The sequence below is a fragment of the Agarivorans sp. QJM3NY_25 genome (assembly GCF_050870875.2).
GTDB lineage: Bacteria > Pseudomonadota > Gammaproteobacteria > Enterobacterales > Celerinatantimonadaceae > Agarivorans.
In genome coordinates this window covers 1,151,064-1,169,633 of record NZ_CP194041.2, presented here as the reverse complement: position 1 = coordinate 1,169,633, position 18,570 = coordinate 1,151,064, and the positions used below count along the sequence as shown (strand labels likewise).

Genomic DNA, 18,570 nt, shown 5'->3' with positions numbered 1-18,570 from the left:
GTGCCGACTGATATACAATTAGCCATCTCCACTTTTTAGCAAGCCCCACATTGAAACAATCTCTGTTTGAAGTAAAAAGAAACTTCATTATTAAACTTGGCAAAGCTCTGCATAAATATGGCACCCCAGCCTTTCGTTTAGAGTCTCATCTACGAAATGTTGCGGAAACTCTTGGCTTGGACGGCTACTTTTTGGTCACGCCGACCTCACTCACCTTTGTACTTTGGGCGCCCGATGATACCCAAGAATACAATTACGTGATGCGTGTCAAGCCCGGTGAAATCGATTTGGGAATGCTCGCCAGAACCAACCAACTAGTGGAAAAGGTCAGTAACCAACAAATCACGCTCGGCGAAGCGATGGATAGCCTCAACAAATGGGCGCAATTTCCCGAACCCTATCCGCCAATGATCATGCTTGGAGCCTACGCGATTACTGGCGGCGGCTTTGCGATGTTAATGGCTGCCGATTGGCTCACCATTTTATGTGCCAGCCTATTAAGCATTGTCTGTTATTACTTAGCCCGACAGGCAGAACGCTCAGACGATTTTTCAGAAGCCTTAGAACCCGTTGCCGCCTTGGTCTGTTCCTTTGTCGCGGTGTCGCTAGGCCAATTTTTGCCCGAGCTTGATATTGGCATTGTTATCTTATCTTCCATCATCATCCTGATCCCCGGCTTATCGCTTACACTTGGGCTCACCGAGCTAGCCGCTCGTGAATTAATGTCGGGAACTGCGCGAGTAATGGATGGCGGCATGGTGTTATTTAAACTGTATTTTGGTGCCGTATTAGGGATGGCGATTGGTTCTCTGGTCTGGGGACAAGTAGATTTACATCAATACGCCACCAGCACCTGGTGGATTAAATGGTTGGGAGTTTTACTGCTCTCTCTTGGCCTAAGCATTGTGTTTAAGATGCGCAATAAAGATATGATTTGGAGCTTATTGTCGGGAGCTATCGCCTATGCATCCGCATTACTTGGCAGTGTCTATTTAGGCGACGCCTTAGGCCCCTTCGTGGGTGCTTTCGTGGTGACGCTATACGCCAACTTATTTGCCAAACTCACCAAATCCCCCGCATCAGTGGTACTGCTACAAGGGATTGTGTTGTTAGTCCCAGGCAGCAAAGCCTACCTTAGTTTAAACTCTATGGTATTTGGCGAATCATTGGTCAGTATTCCCAACATCGGCTCACAAACCTTCTTAATTTTCATGTCGATTGTTGGGGGGATCTTATTTGCAAATGTGGCAATTCCGCCACGCAGTTCTTTGTAGCCACACCTTTTAAAACATCACAGAGAGAGGCGTACCACGCCTCTCTCTGATTGAGTCCAGTCTTGTTGCATCAAACAAGCTTTAATTTCCCCAAATTTCAGCAATATACTCAGGATGATCGACAAACGGATTACGGTTCCCCTGAAAAATAAATGCGGCGTCGTTTCGGTCTCGCTCTTTCTGACTCACCGGATCGGCGTTATTCCAATCTTTCAACATTTGCAGTGTCCAAGCTTCAAAGACCTGCTCACTAGAGCCATCTAATACCGCGTTGCCATAACGACTATTGTTTTCCCAGTTGGCAATTAGGTTTTGATAGCGAGTCGCCATATAAAAGTAAGCGCGAGCGATATCACCTTTAAACTCATCAATCGGTTCAAATACCATTCCCGAATAACCGAGGCCGGATGCCGCAGAGCCGAGCTTGGAGCCATTTTTACTAGTATAAGTCGCGGTTCCAACTTCCCCATAGGGATAGCTGCTACGGTAAGCGTTCACTTTACCATCGGTAGGGAAAACATGATGGATGTCGGTATTCATCGGAGCAACAGCGCCACCAAACCAGCTTCGGGGAAAAGAATGCTCACGGTTATAACAATCTCCTTCGCCAGTGTAGGAACCACATTGGTCACTGCTTGGCGTAAAGAGATAGGGATCACGAGCATTCGGACGCTCGGAGTAAATATCAACAATGCTAGCATCGTTTTCATAATACTGATCTTGCTCATAAGTGCTGTAAAACGACCACAAAGCACTATAGCTTTGCGAGCGGTGCTCTTTAATGAGCTTATAAAGAGCAGTTTTAAGTGCATCACCGCTTAGGCCCCCAGTCGCCGCATAATAGCTATCAGTATGACTCGAAGAATGACCACTGCCAGCAGAGCTGTCAGAACTAAAGCTAAAGTTGGTACTTTCAGAGCTGGTGAATTCGCCGCCGCTAGCTAAGCTTGAACCGTTTGCAGTGAGACTATAACTGCCACTCCCATAACCGCAACAGATCCCATCATTGTAACTATCGTCGATAATAAAGCTGTAATCACCATCCTCAAGACATAGGGTCTCGGTGTACTGTTTATTGTTACTATAATCACTGCCACTGGCGACTAAAGTACGACCTCTCAATACTTTCCAGCTTGTTTCTGAAGCGTAATTATCAGTCAATAACGACAGATTCAGGCGATGAGCACTGCATGTATCTGCGGCGAACGCTGCTTGCGAAGAAAAAAGTAGTGCGAACAGCAAAGCTCCCCATAAGCGTAATTTTTTCATCTGTTCATCCAATTCCTTGGTTATACCCATCTCACTCATTACCGGTTCATCTTGCTGACCTAAATCAGCGCGAACTGCGTTACATATGTTGTAATTAGAACCACTAGTTACTGTACTTCACGCCTGATTATCGGCAGATTTATTCTGCGCAATAAGTTGCTCATATAATGAATCAGATTGGTATTATTCGAGCCAAGCATTCATACACATTTTAACTGATATTTAATCGTTAAAGCTGGCCCTCGCCACCCCGCAATAGTTTACAAATTGAGTGCGCAAAACTGAGCATGACTTAATGCAATAAGTTTAACGGCGAACCTTTGCAAGCGCGTTTCTGAACAGTGATTGATTCAGTCTGTATATTGACCACTCAAAATTTGAGCATAGCAGCCACCAGAACCTGACCAATCGGTTGACAATTTATTTGCCATGCTCATCACATTTAATTGAGCTTTGGTTGATATCTAGCAGCTATTTTGTAGCGTTTAACAACAAGCTGGCGGTAGCGATACAGACAAGCAATCCGCACATTGCCTAAATCTGCTCGAAGCTCTCTCCTCACCTCGGGATTCTTCACCTTAGGATAAGCCCAGAGCAAACATATCAACAAAAACCAATGGAAAAATCAGCCAGAGTATTTGATCATTCGCGAGAGTTCCGGATAATAATCAACTCTCTCGCCTAATCTGTTGTCAATATGCGCCTTGATAAATTTATTTGTAAAAGTACCAACTTAACAAAAATCGAAGCAAGCCAACGGATTCATTTAGGCGAAGTGCGGGTAAATGGCGATATCGCAAACAATGAAGCGACTCAAGTTCATGAAAACAACATCATCCTGTTGAATGGCAACCCGCTCAAAACACGACCTTTTCGTTACATCATGATGCATAAACCCGCGGGAACCATTTGTTCCAACATCGATGAAGTTTATCCATCATTGTTCAACTATTTAGATCTTGAAAACGTCGCCGAACTGCATATTGCGGGACGTTTAGATGTCGATACCACAGGGATGGTTTTAATCAGCGATGATGGACGTTGGTCATTTAATATCACGCGGCCAAGCCAACACTGCAGTAAAGTGTATCGGGTGGGTTTATCAAAAAAAATAACGGAAGACGCCCGCTCTCTGTTTAAAAGAGGCATTCAATTACAAGGGGAACCACAACTCACCCTGCCTGCTCACTTAGAATTAATTACGCCAACCGAGGTGCTGTTAAGCCTCACCGAAGGTAAATTCCATCAGGTAAAACGGATGTTCGCGGCCGTGGGTAACCGAGTGTTGTCTTTACATCGAGAAAAAATTGGCGAAGTTAGCCTAGATATTAAGACTGGGCAATGGCGTGATTTAACAAACGATGAGATCCAATCATTCACCAAGTAAACCCGCCATTTCAAATTACTTCCCAATGCGCCAAGTGCTTAAAATTACTGTTTTAAATCAACGAAATATAGAGTGACAAATCATAAAATAAAGCCTAAACCGCTCACCTATTGTTATACACTCTGATCCACACGCTTCGCTACGCTTGCCTGCCAATCGACGTTGCATTGACACAACATTCACACTTAGGATTTATATGAACGCTCATTATGATGAAAAATATCAAGCCGTTTTGCGATATCACGATATTCCTGGTGAAAAGCTGCCCATTCTATTTATCCATGGCTTAGGCTGCGCTTCATCAAGTGACTACCCCGCCGTGGTTGCGGATCAAAGTCTACTTGGACACCGCTGTATTATGGTTGATTTATTTGGTGCCGGATTTAGCGATCACCCACCAACATTTGCCTACTCTGTCGAGGCGCATGCCAAAGTGCTACTAGGGCTCATCAAGGCAATAAAATTAACTAAATTTGTGATTTTTGGACATAGTGCTGGCGGGGCAATCGCGGTAACGCTAGCGTCTCTGTGCCAAGAACGCGTTGAAAAAATTATACTCTCAGAGCCAAATTTAGATACTGGCGGTGGTTTTTTTAGTCAAGGCATCGCTAATCAACCCTTAGCCGATTATTGCGAGCATGGTCATCAGCAACAAATTCAAGATTGTATCTCAAATGACAACCATGTTTGGGCAGGAACAATGCAGGTTGCCAACCCTCGCGCGGTGCATCAATTATCGAGTTCTCTGATGACGGGTTCGATTCCGTCATGGCGACAACAATTGATCGCGTTTCCATGCCCCAAAATGGTACTCTTTGGGGAATACTCATTGCCCGATGATGACTATACCAAGCTTCCTAAAGTGGGCGTTCAAGTGGACGTCATTCCCGAGTCTGGTCACTCCATGTTGTGGGAAAACCCAAGCGCGGTCGCCAAAACAATTGCAAATTTTATTCTTTAAAAACAGTCTTATCCGATACGCTGACGCACTCGAAGCGTCAGCTTAAACCCTCACATCCCAGTTGATCACGCTTTGCGAAACTACTGCAACGTTCACCAGACCAATGCGCAACCAATCTGATTGATTATGTGAGCAACTTATTACGCAACATAAATCTACCGATAACAAGGCATGAAGAGCAGTAACGAGTGACTCTAATTACAAGATACATTACGCAGTTAACGATGATTTAGGCCTGCAAAAATGAACAAATAATGAGTTAGATTAGTATGAGTTGAAGAATGATTACTAACCAATAGTGTTTGTCGAGTTATCGCAACACTCACGTGCTTTTGCCCCAAAACGAGTTAACTTATTTTTTTGGGGAGCTGTTAGTCTCGTTTTTATCATTTAGTTTTGGAGCGATCTGTTCGTGAGGGTTTCGCCCTGACGGCGATATACTTTTCTTTGCTGGCCAAAGAAAAGTATACAAAAGAAAGGCCAGCCAGCACCTTCTTAGATCCTGCGTTGCTCACTCACAAGGGCGTTGAAGTAACTTGCTACGCTCAAACAGACTTCAACTTTGCTCCCTTGTTCATTTGCGCTACTCGGCGAAGATGATGGGATTTAAAAGCGTAATCTTGGCTATCGAGAGTGTGAAAGGTTTTTGTTTTTAGAATGGGTGTCTAGTTTATTCTACCAGACCAATGCGCAACCAATTTGATTGATTATGTGAGCAACTTATTACGCAGCATAAATCTACCGATAACAAGGTATGAAGAGCAACAACGAGAGGCTCTGATTACAAGATACATTACGCAGTTAACGATGATTTAGGCCTGCAAGAATGAACAAATAATGAGTTAGATTAGTATGAGTTGAAGAATGATTACTAACCAATAGTGTTTGTCGAGTTATCGCAACACTCACGTGCTTTTGCCCCATTCCGTGTTAGCAACGGGGTCAAAGCTTTCGCCTACGGCGACGTCATTAAGCTTTAACGAGCAAAGCTTAGCTAAGCAAAAATAAAGCTCGCCCTGCATCTTCTTAGATCCTGCGTTGCTTATTTTCAAGGGCGTTGAACTAACTCGCTACGCTCAAACAGACTTCAACTTTGCTCCCTTGTTCATTTGCGCTACTCGGCGAAGATGATGGGATTTAAAGCGTAATCTTGGCTATCGAGAGTGTAAAAGGTTTTTGTTTTTAGAATGGGTGTCTAGTTTATTTATTAAGCGGTGAACAGCGCTTCATACGACTTCACGTCGCACGCCCCATTGTGTGTTAGTAACGGGGTAAAAGCTTTCGCCTACGGCGACGTCATTAAGCTTCAACGAGCAAAGCTTAGCTAAGCAAAAAGAAAGCTCGCCCTGCATCTTCTTAGATCCTGCGTTGCTTATTCTCAAGGGCGTTGAAGTAAACACTACGCTCAAACAGACTTCAACTTTGCTCCCTTGTTCATTTGCGCGACTCGGCGAAGATGATGGGATTTAAAAGCGTAATCTTGGCTATCGAGAGTGTAAAAGTTTTTTTTTAAATTAGTGTCTAGTTTCTTGTTGAATAAAATAAAGCGCTATATCCATGCTAAATCCCTTCGAATTGTTGTTTCTCTAAAGCGTTTTTGCGCATTTTTACCTCGATAAACGCGAGATATGCTGGGCTCATATGTCGATCTTTTCACTGTAATTATACGGCTCTTCACCGTTCTTGGTGGAAAGTCATATCAAGCCCTCCAAAGTGAAATAAAATAGCTCGCTTAAAGCGTTCTTTATTTCTAAAACCCATCGAACGTATTTTTAGGCGCTGAATGTTTCCATTTATCGCTTCCGCTAAGCCATTTGATACCTTATAACGCATCGCATTGATGATGCCCTTTAAGTGCGTTTTCACGGTTTCTGCTGCTGTCATCATCGGCCTGATTTGACTGACCTTTATGAGTGCCAACCAATCATTCCAAGCCGCTTTGGCGTTAGCTGCATCGCCATACCAAATGGCTCTTGCTTGCTCTTTGAATATCCAGCTCAAGCCAGTATTTTGCATCATTTTGGCCAGCGCATTCACTCTTTCTCTCAATGTCCCATGTAGGTGGCTGTTTCGTTTTAACCATCCATACCGTGTTTGGTGGCACTCTCTTTTTAAATGCTGGGGCAACGCCATGAGTTCGCTTTTTCTCACTTCATTCACCGCTTTAGTGAGCACCTTTGCGATATGAAAATGGTCTATGGCTATCATTTGCTTAGCCCGCTCACCGAAGTAGTCATATGCTGCGTTTATATATGCTCTGCTCATGTCCATCGATATGGAACGTGTAACCATTGTTGACTCAGGGGGCAATGCCTTAAAGCAAGCTGATAAGCTCAGGCCTGTTCGACCGTCTTCAACCGATATCACCTGACCATCACGATTGGATAATACCGTGACATAGTCATGGCCTTTCTTAAATGCCGTTTCATCGACCAACAGGTCTTGGTAGTTGATGGTGGTTCTGGCTGTCAGACCGCGTTGAACGGCTCGTGCCATAATACGGTCGATGGCTCCCCAGCTAAGCCGATAGGTTTTACTCACCGCGTATAAGGAACTGACTTTAAGCATCTCTATAACGCGAGCCTCAAACAGCTCTGTGTAGCGACTGTTACTTGTCGCCCAAGGCACTTGAAGTGTTTGCACTCCATGCTCTGGGCAATCAGCTCGAGGGACTTCAGCCTCAATACGTGTTTCAAACTGACAGGTATCTAAATGTCGCCAAACCCGCCGCCGAGTATCGTGTCGACGAACAGCCTTACCGCAAGAGGGGCAAGCCGTTAATGAAGCTCGGTCATAGTCAACGCGTACGGTGATGGTTTGGGTTGACTCATTGAGTTCAACAGATGAAACAGCCCAAGGATGAGTTAATCCAAGAATGGATTGATAAAGCGTCGTGTCTTGCATGGTCGCGAGGTATTCATGAACGTTTACTTATTATCTCGCTCATTAATGTTTGTTGAAAGTGTTTCCACTACATTCGGTGAAGAGCCAATTATACACAGTTAAGTGGGTTCCCATCTTTCTGCAAATACATGACCATCTTTCACGCATGGTCAAAATGGTGATTCACTGATATGCTGTTGATAAAGTTGAATATTAAAGGCTGTGTGAATTTCTGTGCTGCGTGATAGGTGGTAACTTCGCATGCGTGAAAGATGGGAATTTGCATATTAATATACTGTTAGGTGATGTCAGATGAAAAGTATGATGCTTCAAGTGGCTTTATTTTTCGTTATCCTTCCGTTGACTGCATGTGGTAATTTTGCAGTGATTGAATTAGCTGATAGCAACGGTATTACTGATAGCGCCATTGAAAATTTTTGCAGTGATAATGGCTTGGTTCAGGATAAAAAGCCTTGGATACGAAGTTATAACCGCTGGGCTAACAGCCCTCGTAACGAGTTGTTGAGATCTTGGAGTGGTGAGTATGAGGGGAGGCCGTCATGCTTGTCGAACTTAAGAGAGATGGGAAATATATCTTAGTTGTTGATGTCCAATATGCGCACGAGCGGCCAAATGAGGTCGCGAATCATATCGTAGGTCGATTAAAGCAAGCGGGAGTTAAGTACGATATCGTGATTGAGTATAAGAGTTTTCTACGGCTGTCATAAATGAATCACCTAACAAGCGGTTGTTATCGCCCCGTTGGGGCTGGGACGGCCTTTCCGCTGCTTCGCAGCTCCAAGTCCGCCCCAAAACCGGGCGTTAAATGTCACGAATAGTAAGGAGTATAACTTGATTGGTCCAAATCCAAATAATAAAGAGCCGATGAAAGGATTTCCACAAGTTGGATATCTTAAAAATTATATAAAAAGTGAAAATATTTTAGTCGGTGATTATACATATTATGATGATCCTGACGGTCCTGAAAATTTCGAAAGTAACGTGCTGTACCACTTTCCATTTATTGGAGATAAATTAATTATTGGAAAGTTTTGCGCTATTGCAAAAGGTGTGAAATTTATAATGAATGGTGCTAATCATAAAGACTCTGGTTTCTCTACTTATCCATTTTATATATTTGGGAATGGCTGGGAAAAAGCTATGCCTAAAGAAGGTGAGCTACCATTTAAAGGTGACACGGAAATTGGTAGCGATGTTTGGATTGGTTATGAAGCAACAATAATGCCTGGTGTTAAAATTGGACACGGTGCTGTAATTGCGAGTAAATCTGTAGTTACTAAAGATGTCCCTGCTTATACAGTGGTCGGGGGGAATCCTGCACAAATAATAAGAAATCGCTTTGAACAACCTATTATTGATAAGTTACTTCAACTAGCATGGTGGGATTGGTCTGCAGAAAAGATAACCTTGAATCTTGAAGCAATTATAGGTGCAGACATTTCAAAGCTTGATTGTGCCAAGTGACATTTAACACATATGAGCCTCCGGGTAGTCAATAGGCGAGCCTAACTTATTTGACTGCTCTTGCAGTCAAATTAAAATCAATCAACAAATGCATCTACTTCGTCTGTCAGTTAGCTGTCAAATCATCGTTTACAGCAAACACATATAGAGGCTCTCTTAGTGCGATCTTATCGCTGCCTGAGGCTATCCGGTCCTTCGGAATGTCAGGGGCACTAGACATTTATCGGTTAACCCTAAGATGGCACTATTCAAGTCACAGGGGCTTTATGCACAGTTAGTGTCAGGCTCATTTAAGGTGTAAACGATTTTGTTGATTGTACTTAATGCGCGCCAATCAAGTCGGCGTAGCTTAAATAGCCTTTGGCATAGTGATGATGGTGATGAGTTATTGCTTCATTAGCCACATCATTCACGGTCATGCTCGCTTCTCTTTTTAAGAGTATCTAGTTAGACGTTCAGCTCACCTTATTGCGCGACTTACCCTTTCAAGAATCGCTGTTCATCAAACACCGTTTTGTTCTTCAACATGAAATAGACACAACGGCCAAGTTTATGTGCCAGTGCCGATAATGCTTTAGCTTTGCTCATCCTTTTTTGTAATTGATTAAGGTAGTTTCGGGCTTTGTCATTGCCACGCAGGTAAAGCACAGCCGCTTCTGAGAATGCCCATTTCAAATGAGCATTACCGATTTTGTTGCCGTTAGTGCCGTAGGTTTTACCAGCAGACTGAGCTTTGCACTTCACTAACCGAGAGTAAGAGGCAAACTTTTGTACTGATTCAAATCGGGCGATATCACCAATTTCATACAAGATGGTCAGGGATAAAATTTTGCCAATCCCAGGTACGGTCTTTAGCAATTCTAAATAAACGGGGTTATGGTTTTTGGCCTGTTTTTCAATGAACCATTCCACTTGGGCAAGTTCTTTGGCGTAGAAATCCAGTATTGCCATATCCATGTCGATATTACGCTGCACGATAGGGTCTTGGTATTGCTCGCGTAGTTGTTGTCTTGCAGACATGTTTTTAAGGTTTAAGTCAGTGGCAGGCAGATTGTATTGACTGTTGGTGTTAACCACATGGCCTTTGAGCATGGCACCGTGACGGACAATCTTCATTCTTCGGCGTAACAAGTCTCGCGTAGCACGCATTTCGCGAGGGTAATTGTAAGCAATAGGGAAATGACCACCACGAAGTAGTGTGGCAATTTTAAAGGAGTCTACTTTATCATTTTTGGTTTTACCGCCATGGATAGCTTTCATGTAAAGGGCATGACCTAGAATGAAATCGATGCCCAGTTCAGCACACCAATCAGAGACCCAATACCAGCAATGCATGCACTCAACCCCGACAATGACATTGCCGATATAGGGTTCGAGTATGAGTAACAAGTCATTTTTATCAGCCCCAATCTTTTTGTGGACGACAACTTCCCCTTTAGAATCAATGATGCAGACATAAAGTAAGGGTGCATGTAAATCAATGCCACAGTAGTATGGATGTGAGTTATTATAAAATCTCATTGAGCTTTCTGCTGTTGGTTTGGTCACCTTAAGCATACCGCTGATACGGTTTGCTAGGGAGGAGGCTCAATGATTATCAAGCTAATCAACTGGACGCATAACGGTTGTCATCGTTTTTGCAAAAGAAAAACATGGCAAAAACAACGCCAACCTACACGCCAGTTATTAGGGCGTTAGGATATTAAGGATGAAAATGGATATTATGGATGAGATTATCTTTCCAAACATTCAGTTAAGTCATATTGAATTATACGTTCAAGACCTAGCTAAGATGGAAGACTTTTACAAAAGTAAGTTAGGCTTTGTTGTCACTGATAGAGGTGAAGGACAAAATGGTATGGTTTTTTTAAGTCGGAACCCAGAAGAGCACCATCAAATTGTTTTAAGTCCAGTGCAATCGCATAGGGCTCTTGAAAGTCCAGTTGATCATATCTCTTTTAGAGTTAAAAATATTGATGAATTGAAAGCCTTCAATTCATCATTAAAGTCAGTTTCTGAAATAAGTTTGCAAACAGTATCTCATGGCACAACTTGGTCTATATATTTTCGTGATCCTGAAAACAATAGGTTTGAAATTTTCACAGATACTCCCTGGCATGTGAATCAACCGTGTAAGTTTGCTGTAAATTTAGAGTTATCTCATGAAGAGTTGATCAAATTTACAGAGAATGAGATTAGAAATATGCCTGGATTTTCTCCAAATAGTGATTGGGAAATAGTTCATAAGAATAGTTTAGGTGTGCTTGGTTAGCCATATCCTAATCGGGTAGCCGGAGGTATCTAACCTCCAGCCCCCACAACACCCTGCATGCGGCTCCGCACAGGGCGTTTCCTGAAAACGGTTAAAATACAACGGCCGATTCGCTCCTTTGCATTCCAATGATGGCTTCTGTTTTTGCGCCATGACTCCTCAGTCCGGTCGGATACGGAGACAATGAGCTGCACAGGCTCCTCATTGATTTTCAGGTTCAGGCCTTCACCGTGTCCCAACCATTACACAATAGAACGGCATTGGGACTTTTTATCTGAAAAAAAAAGCCGTCTGCTTAAATCGCCATGGCGTGAGTTAAACGATCAGCTTGTTAAGCAGATCTCCCCACTCTTTGTTTATAAGAAGTAGAACATGCACTTTCTCTTTTCTCTGCACTGCTGCATCATTTACGGTGGCCGTTAGATCACATGGCTTCGTTGTCTTGTGCCAACTCGCCTCCAGCCTACGCCTCATATGATGTTTTTGTTCATCAGCTCGCCCTCTCTTTAGATAAAAAGGCGTCCGGCTTCCTTCAGACATTCCCTCACGGTAACGCCCTTGCCATTTGCTAGTAAGTTCATGCCCATGGGCGTACACAAACATAGGCAGCATCGCCCTACGGGCTGGATGCGCTAACGCGCGCCGCTGCTTTCGGCGTTATCTCCGTCTCAGCCATACTGAATCTAATCCAGCATACCTTTGAACAAACAATCAGCGTAACTCACTTTTGTCCAAAAGTGTGTTTGGCCGGCGGCAAACATACGAAATGCACTATGCCATACTATGGTTCCATTTTATGTCAAACTGTGGTTCAAATTTTGGATTTGCATTAGATGTAACGCAGGTCCTTATGTCACTTTATAGTTCCAGCGACACTAGAGTTTCTGGGTCATGGCAGTAAAATTAGTGAGGTATTAAGCAATGTTTCAACTCGACCACATGATTTTAACAACAATGATGAGTCGGCATCATACAACAAGCTTTAAATATCCAACGGCGGGCGTAACAGCACAAAATATGTAAATCATCAGCGATAATTGGCAAACTATTGAGGATTTACAATTGTTAGCGCATGTACTCGAGAACTCAGCATTGCGAAACGAGCGGCAACCCGATGCTATGGACGGTTTTACACCCGAGAGTAAAATATATGAAAAGAGTGCTTTGCGTATTGCGGACCATTTACCAACGATCAAACTGATGCCAATTGTCGCCTTATGACTCGGACAATTGTATGCCTTGGAGCAAACCGCGAGCGACATACTCTGCAATGGCTTAAAATTTATGGTTCAAGCTTTATATCTTGAGAAAACCATCCGCAAAGCATATAAAAAGGCGCTTAAGCTAGCACGGGCTTAAGCGCTGGAAAACTATCTCAACTGGAGCCGCAGCATAACTAGACCATTGTTTTCGCCAGCCTCAGCAAGATAGAAACCTAAAAAGGATTACTTCGCGATAAACTAAAATGGAAAACTATTCAGCGACCTCACTATTTTCAGAAATTTCGTTATTTTCAGCCGTTTCATAATTTTCAACGACCGCCTTATCTTCAGATACTTGGAGATTGTCAGCAGGGGCATCATTTTCAGACGACTCGATATCTTTAGGCATCGCCTGATTCACAACGACGTCGCTATTTTCAGACACTTCGCCATTTGCAGCTTGATCTGCTTCGGCCGACAATTGCAAGTTGTTCAATTCATTCTGGGTAGACTCAGCAGCTTGTTCTTGATTCCCCACCAACTCTTGGTTCGGATCTAAGCCCTTATATATAGCAAAACTGGCTACCAGCACGGCTAAGACGAGAAAGCCATATTTCAATTTCATGATAAAACTCCGTAAATAATATGCCCATCAACATAGGCGTAGCGTCTTGACCTTAAAAAAGGCGCTTAAGCGAGCACAAGCTTAAGCGCTGGAAACTACCTTAGATGAAGCGGCATCATCACTAGACCAAATGTATCTACCGCCGTAAGTCCAGATAGCAACCAAAAAGGATTACTTCGCGATAACTAGAGCAGAAGTTATTCAGACACCTCACTATTTTCAGCCTTTGCTGGATCAGTAGATAAATCTAGGTTATTAAACTCAGTTTGGCTTAATACCCCATCTTTATCGGTATCTAAACTCGCCCAAACTTCAGCTAAAATAGGCAAATCAGCCGCTTCTTCTTGACTCACAACCATGTCTTGGTTGGTATCTAAGCCTTTAAAAATATCATCATTGGCAGACGCCAAACTCGCAACAAACACGGCTAGTACTGGAAAAGTATATTTTAATTTCATGATATAACTCCTGTGATAATGAACACTCTTAAAATATGCTGCTCTAACAAAGCAGCGAGGCAACAAGCTAATAGCAAGGCTTAGGCCATAAGTTAAAAGCAATTAAATAACAATGACTTAACTATAAATTAGAGGTGTAAAGTAAGCGAAGGTGTTGTTGATTAACGACGCAATAAAATGCTATGAGTGATGACGCCTGTACAGGCCTACCGCAAGGCTGTCGCCGATCGGCGTCAATAGCTTAGAACTCGACTTTCGAATATCAGCTTAATAAGCTTTAAAGGTGAATATCTCTGCCCATCCGAGGGGCAGATAAGCTTAAAGGAATGCTTAGCTCTTACTATTGAATCAAATAAACAGCACCAGCCGAGCTAATATCAGCGATGGGAAAGCAGAATCCTTGAGTGCGTAGCACCAGCTCAAAATACCCTCTAGAAAGGAGTCTGATTTTACTTCAAAGGGAAAGTGACGCTTGACGACTTACCTCTCGAAATAACATACAACTCAACACAATTTAGTCCTTTTTGCATCGAACAAAAGTGAATCCACAACTTGTCGTTACTCCTAACAACACCGCCTCATCGTCCACAAATAAGCAGATAATGCCTTATATTTTTCAGAATAAGCTCACAGGATAAGCCCCCCCCCTCATATCATTGACGCCACTCTTGATAAAACACCTCATATTCTGCCATGATTAAACTCAAGCTTGATCCTGAATGGTAAGAATATTAATGAAGTTTCAGTTTGCTAAACAACCTATTGTAGATGCTACCAATCAAATCGTTGCTTACGAGCTATTGTTTCGCGGCGCAGACAGTATTCGTAACCAATCCGACCAAGTAGACAGAGCAACCGACCATATTATCAGTGGTAATTTTATCTTAGGGGTGCTGAATCAGTTGGGCAGTGAACATCGTAGTTTTATTAATTTTACCGAACAAGATTTACTCGAAGAAAAGGCAACCTTACTGCCAAAAAAAAGTGTCGTCATAGAGATTTTAGAACACTGTCAGCCCACCGAAGCCTTGTTAAAAGCCATCAAAAACCTGCGTGAATTAGGTTATACCATTGCCCTAGATGACTTTGAATTAAGTAGCCCTTGGCTCGAATACGCCCATTATGCAGATATAATTAAGGTGGATGTCCTCGTCGCCCCAGAGGAGGATGTAAAAGCCATTGCCACTCGATTTAAGCCACTTAACCTGACCCTATTAGCCGAAAAAGTCGAAACCGAATCACAATTTCATCGCTATTTAGAATATGGCTACCAGCTTTTTCAAGGGTTTCACTTTTATAAGCCGAGCATGTCGAAGCTACGAGTGCTGACCCCCAGAAAACTCTACCTCTTGGAACTACTGAATAAAATTGGCCAAAGCAATGTGTCGGTGGAAGACATTAGCGATAATATCGCCAACGATGCGGCGTTAATGGCGATACTACTCAGCAAAGCCAACGACAACTGTCGTATGGTAAGCAAACCAATTCTCAGTATTAAGCATGCTGTGAGCTATGTGGGAATGGCTGAACTCAAAAAATTAATCCATATTGTGATCACCTCAGAACTGGCAGTGAATCGACCACAGATCCTCTATGCAAATGCCTTAAAACGAGCTCAAACCTTAGCTTTCATGACAAAGCAGTATCCGCTAAGCTGTGATCCAGATATTGCGTATAGCGTCGGTCTATTATCCCTGTTTGATGCCATCCTTGCGGTAGAGATGACAGCTATATGTCAACAGTTAAAACTGCCGGAAGATATTAGCCAGGCTCTCACCTCAAGAGTCGGTCGTTGGGGGCAAATGCTGCAACTGATCGATGCCATTGAACTTGGTCAATGGCAACGGCTCGAAACCAATGCCGAAGCCTTAAAAGTCAATGTAGATACATTACTTGAGTTTTATAATCTCTTGTAAAATAAATTATTTATTAAGAACAGCTGCTCTTTGGTGATGCTTTGCGGCTATTGATGCTTGATTCAAGCCAGACCCGTCATATGCAAGATTGCCTTCGGCTAAAATTATAAAACACCAAGATCCACGCTTCCTGTCACAATGACAACGCTTATGGCACTGGAGAGCAAAGATCAGCTGCGGCTGGAATAAACAATCCAAACCACCGCTATACTGAAATATAGTGAATAGTTCTTGCTTAACTGCCGCAAATATTAGAACAATAACCACCTTAGCGTTTTGTAAACCAATGGAGTGATTTTTGAGTCGAGTAAAAAAACTGAGTATATGGCAACGTTTAAGGCGTGACTTATTGATGGTAAAAGAAGCCTTAGCTCAAGAAAAACAAGAAACCAAAGAAATGCTAAGTACTTATCGACGTTACACCCAGAAGCAGGCCAGTGCCGAAGAGTTACGCAAGGCGAATAAACAATTTGCCGATGTACTCAAGAGCTTAGGATTAAGTATGTTTGCCGTTTTACCTTTCGCGCCCATTACCATTCCCCTGATCGTCAAGTTAGGGAAGATATTAGGCGTGGATGTATTACCAAGCTCCTTCAATGCCACACCGGACGAGCTCAAGCAACAACGTAAGCATCGCTAGTCAAGCTATAACGGGTGGCTAAGCCACTAAAACATTAGTTTCCAACTCCCGCCTCACCATAGGCCCTTTTACTGCAAAAAATGACACTATAGGCGCTCAGCGGTTTATACTATACTGCTGCTTTATTGATCATAATTGTTCCAATGACAGAAAATAGCTTAACGATTCGAGCCTATAGCAAGCAACGTTGCAGTCACTGGCATCACCATCATCAGTTGGTGTTACCGATCCAAGGCGCGATCCATATCGCATTGGCTGATTATCAAGGCAGAGTGGCTGTAGGTGAGTGTGTGGTGGTCCCCTCACGACAGCGACATCATTTCCATGCCGATGAAGCAGCCCGTTTTGTGGTCGCAGATATGCAGGACTTACCTGCTAATTTGGCACCAACAAAGGCCATGATTTTCTCGGTGACGCCACCGCTACTCAGCTACCTTTCCTTCATCGAAACTCAGTTAGAATACCAACTCCAACCGGAGATAGAGAAGTCTATCTTCCAGCTGTTCTACACTCTGTTAAAACAGCAAGGAGAATACCAAGCGATGGATCCTCGGATCCGGCGAATTCAGGCCTTTATCCACGAACATCTGAATATTGATCTAAGCATCAATCAGCTCGCCGAGCGAGCATGCCTCAGCCCGACTCAATTTAAGAAATTATTCAAAACTGCGCTAGGGCTGAGCGTCCATCAATTTATTACTCAACAACGTATGGAGAAAGCCAAAGCGCTGCTTACTCATACCGACTTGCCAGTACAATTAGTTGCCGAACGTGTCGGTTACAAGGACCTATCGGCCTTTAGCCGTCGATTTTCCATCCACTTTGGGCTCTCTCCTCGAGAGTGTACTCGCTAGCGATTAAAAAACGCCTATCGAAACAAAGATTGCGTCCGTTTAGCAAACTAATTCTATTTCATTCTGTTTATCCTAAAGCCAACATGCCGTGCAGCTAGTCAAGCGATTAACGGCCACAAGCAAGGATCGTCAAGCAGATGAAATTCACCACCAACAATCACTCAACTCAACAACAAGCCAGTCTTGCAATACTATTTGCCTCATTGTTATGGGGTACCACTGGCACTGCTGCAAGCTTTGCCCCAGAAGTAGACCCTCTAGCCATCGGCGCATTTGCCATGGGTTTTGGTGGGCTAATGCAAGCGATAATAGCAAGGCATCGACTCAAATCTGACCTTCAACAACTACGAACATTGAAGAAAGAGCTCGTTCTCGGAGCCTTCGCTGTGGCACTCTATCCTTTGGCTTTCTATAGCTCAATGCGACTCGCAGGTGTCGCAATTGGAACGGTGATTTCGATCGCGACCGCCCCCTTTGCAACGGTATTATTGGAATGTCTATTAAGCAAAAAAAATAATATCACCAAACAGTGGTTATTCAGCTTCTCTTTAGGTACTTTAGGAATTGCACTATTGACCTATGCCGCATCATCCAGCACAGAGTTTAAACAAGCCAACACCGCTAAATTACTCGGGATCTTACTCGGCTTACTCGCGGGCTTAAGCTACGCTATCTACGCTTGGCTTGCCAAATCTCTGATCGACAAGGGTGTCCAATCAGAATCTGCAATCGGTAGCTTATTTGGACTCGCATCTCTGTTGTTGCTGCCCTCACTACTGGTCACTGGAGAACAGTTATTCTCCAGCATACAAAATACCGCTCTGGCCTGCTATATGGCATTGGTCCCAATGTTTCTTGGCTATCTCGCCTTTGGTTTCGGGCTGCGAACTCTGCATGCCAGCCGAGCGACTCTGTTAACCCTATTCGAACCGGTGGTTGCAGCCGTTTTAGCGGTATTGGTTGTTGGAGAGCAGCTCTCGCTGAGTGCTTGGACAGGCATGTTATTGATTAGCGTTTGCTTAGTGCTCCAGAGCCAAAGCAATGCCCCTAACCGTGGCAATCAACAACCGTAAACCAATTGACCTCTCGAGAGGTCTAACAATTGCGCAATGCTTGCAGCGAACAAAAGACTCATCGCATTGAAAAATAGTGACCTTATCGTCCGATAAGGACATTGCTAGCATGATTAATTTAAGCAAATACGACTGTAGCGAGCTTGGTGCCAAAACAACCGAAGGTTGATTTATCATGCCATTCCCGTGAGTGACAGCCCCACATCAAGCGAGGCAAAAACCTATTCCCCCTGGTGACTTCTGCTAGCCGATAGTGGTCTCATAGAATCGG

14 protein-coding genes and 1 pseudogene are annotated in these 18,570 nt (G+C 43.5%); 10 read left to right on the top strand and 5 right to left on the bottom strand.

The features are described from left to right. Positions 1–50 precede the first annotated feature (50 nt). On the top strand, positions 51–1,274 hold the full coding sequence (locus ACRRSW_RS05385) for a threonine/serine ThrE exporter family protein (protein WP_432461077.1): 1,224 nt from the start codon (positions 51–53) through the stop codon (positions 1,272–1,274). 81 nt (positions 1,275–1,355) lie between these two features. On the opposite strand, the pseudogene ACRRSW_RS05380 reads toward ACRRSW_RS05385, so the two are convergent. Next, positions 1,356–2,468 (bottom strand): annotated as a pseudogene (locus ACRRSW_RS05380) (HNH endonuclease signature motif containing protein); the annotation flags it as partial. 772 nt (positions 2,469–3,240) lie between these two features. Here ACRRSW_RS05380 and ACRRSW_RS05375 point away from each other — a divergent pair. Together ACRRSW_RS05375 and ACRRSW_RS05370 are read left to right on the top strand one after the other, a co-directional pair. Beyond that, entirely contained in the window at positions 3,241–3,930 is a 690-nt protein-coding gene (locus tag ACRRSW_RS05375) for a pseudouridine synthase (RefSeq protein ID WP_432461076.1), read from the top strand. Positions 3,931–4,126: 196 nt separating this feature from the next. Then, positions 4,127–4,891, top strand: a complete 765-nt coding sequence (locus ACRRSW_RS05370; protein WP_432461075.1) for an alpha/beta fold hydrolase — start codon at positions 4,127–4,129, stop codon at positions 4,889–4,891. A 1,674-nt stretch (positions 4,892–6,565) separates the two neighbouring features. Here the strand turns inward: ACRRSW_RS05370 and ACRRSW_RS05365 are convergent. Further along, positions 6,566–7,795: an ISL3 family transposase gene (locus tag ACRRSW_RS05365; protein ID WP_432458952.1), complete on the bottom strand. Its 1,230-nt coding sequence runs from the start codon at positions 7,793–7,795 to the stop codon at positions 6,566–6,568. Positions 7,796–8,086: 291 nt separating this feature from the next. Between ACRRSW_RS05365 and ACRRSW_RS05360 the strand changes: the two genes are divergently transcribed. Both ACRRSW_RS05360 and ACRRSW_RS05355 read left to right on the top strand, forming a co-directional pair. Then, complete coding sequence (locus tag ACRRSW_RS05360; RefSeq protein WP_432461074.1) at positions 8,087–8,374, top strand: hypothetical protein; 288 nt, start codon at positions 8,087–8,089, stop codon at positions 8,372–8,374. Positions 8,375–8,659: 285 nt separating this feature from the next. Further along, positions 8,660–9,259, top strand: a complete 600-nt coding sequence (locus ACRRSW_RS05355; RefSeq protein WP_432469377.1) for a Vat family streptogramin A O-acetyltransferase — start codon at positions 8,660–8,662, stop codon at positions 9,257–9,259. Between the two features lie 477 nt (positions 9,260–9,736). Here the strand turns inward: ACRRSW_RS05355 and ACRRSW_RS05350 are convergent, their stop codons facing one another. Next, a complete protein-coding gene (locus tag ACRRSW_RS05350) occupies positions 9,737–10,780 on the bottom strand; it encodes an IS110 family transposase (protein WP_432459284.1) in 1,044 nt (347 codons plus the stop codon). Between the two features lie 187 nt (positions 10,781–10,967). On the opposite strand from ACRRSW_RS05350, the gene ACRRSW_RS05345 reads away from it, so the two are divergent. Continuing rightward, entirely contained in the window at positions 10,968–11,531 is a 564-nt protein-coding gene (locus ACRRSW_RS05345; protein WP_432454227.1) for a VOC family protein, read from the top strand. Between the two features lie 1,473 nt (positions 11,532–13,004). On the opposite strand, the gene ACRRSW_RS05340 is transcribed toward ACRRSW_RS05345, so the two are convergent. Together ACRRSW_RS05340 and ACRRSW_RS05335 are read right to left on the bottom strand one after the other, a co-directional pair. Continuing rightward, positions 13,005–13,358, bottom strand: a complete 354-nt coding sequence (locus ACRRSW_RS05340) for a hypothetical protein (protein WP_432461073.1) — start codon at positions 13,356–13,358, stop codon at positions 13,005–13,007. 197 nt (positions 13,359–13,555) lie between these two features. Next, complete coding sequence (locus ACRRSW_RS05335) at positions 13,556–13,816, bottom strand: hypothetical protein (RefSeq protein WP_432454229.1); 261 nt, start codon at positions 13,814–13,816, stop codon at positions 13,556–13,558. Positions 13,817–14,550: 734 nt separating this feature from the next. On the opposite strand from ACRRSW_RS05335, the gene ACRRSW_RS05330 reads away from it, so the two are divergent. The 4 genes from ACRRSW_RS05330 (at position 14,551) to ACRRSW_RS05315 (ending at position 18,299) form a co-directional block, all read left to right on the top strand. Then, positions 14,551–15,732 carry an EAL and HDOD domain-containing protein gene (locus ACRRSW_RS05330; protein ID WP_432454230.1) on the top strand — a complete coding sequence of 394 codons (1,182 nt, stop codon included), beginning with the start codon at positions 14,551–14,553 and terminating at the stop codon, positions 15,730–15,732. Between the two features lie 352 nt (positions 15,733–16,084). Further along, the gene (locus tag ACRRSW_RS05325; protein ID WP_432461096.1) at positions 16,085–16,372 is read left to right on the top strand and encodes a hypothetical protein; all 288 of its coding nucleotides are present in this window, start codon (positions 16,085–16,087) and stop codon (positions 16,370–16,372) included. Between the two features lie 143 nt (positions 16,373–16,515). Beyond that, positions 16,516–17,226 carry a helix-turn-helix domain-containing protein gene (locus ACRRSW_RS05320; RefSeq protein WP_432454231.1) on the top strand — a complete coding sequence of 237 codons (711 nt, stop codon included), beginning with the start codon at positions 16,516–16,518 and terminating at the stop codon, positions 17,224–17,226. A gap of 137 nt (positions 17,227–17,363) precedes the next feature. Continuing rightward, positions 17,364–18,299: a DMT family transporter gene (locus tag ACRRSW_RS05315; RefSeq protein ID WP_432461072.1), complete on the top strand. Its 936-nt coding sequence runs from the start codon at positions 17,364–17,366 to the stop codon at positions 18,297–18,299. Positions 18,300–18,570: the final 271 nt, after the last annotated feature.

Bases quoted from the DNA above. Each gene is read 5' to 3' on its own strand.
- ACRRSW_RS05375 (WP_432461076.1), top strand. From the start codon at position 3,241: ATGCGCCTTGATAAATTTATTTGTAAAAGTACCAACTTAACAAAAATC.
- ACRRSW_RS05370 (WP_432461075.1), top strand. From the start codon at position 4,127: ATGAACGCTCATTATGATGAAAAATATCAAGCCGTTTTGCGATATCAC.
- ACRRSW_RS05365 (WP_432458952.1), bottom strand. From the start codon at position 7,795: ATGCAAGACACGACGCTTTATCAATCCATTCTTGGATTAACTCATCCT.
- ACRRSW_RS05360 (WP_432461074.1), top strand. From the start codon at position 8,087: ATGAAAAGTATGATGCTTCAAGTGGCTTTATTTTTCGTTATCCTTCCG.
- ACRRSW_RS05355 (WP_432469377.1), top strand. From the start codon at position 8,660: ATGAAAGGATTTCCACAAGTTGGATATCTTAAAAATTATATAAAAAGT.
- ACRRSW_RS05350 (WP_432459284.1), bottom strand. From the start codon at position 10,780: ATGAGATTTTATAATAACTCACATCCATACTACTGTGGCATTGATTTA.
- ACRRSW_RS05345 (WP_432454227.1), top strand. From the start codon at position 10,968: ATGAAAATGGATATTATGGATGAGATTATCTTTCCAAACATTCAGTTA.
- ACRRSW_RS05340 (WP_432461073.1), bottom strand. From the start codon at position 13,358: ATGAAATTGAAATATGGCTTTCTCGTCTTAGCCGTGCTGGTAGCCAGT.
- ACRRSW_RS05335 (WP_432454229.1), bottom strand. From the start codon at position 13,816: ATGAAATTAAAATATACTTTTCCAGTACTAGCCGTGTTTGTTGCGAGT.
- ACRRSW_RS05330 (WP_432454230.1), top strand. From the start codon at position 14,551: ATGAAGTTTCAGTTTGCTAAACAACCTATTGTAGATGCTACCAATCAA.
- ACRRSW_RS05325 (WP_432461096.1), top strand. From the start codon at position 16,085: ATGGTAAAAGAAGCCTTAGCTCAAGAAAAACAAGAAACCAAAGAAATG.
- ACRRSW_RS05320 (WP_432454231.1), top strand. From the start codon at position 16,516: ATGACAGAAAATAGCTTAACGATTCGAGCCTATAGCAAGCAACGTTGC.
- ACRRSW_RS05315 (WP_432461072.1), top strand. From the start codon at position 17,364: ATGAAATTCACCACCAACAATCACTCAACTCAACAACAAGCCAGTCTT.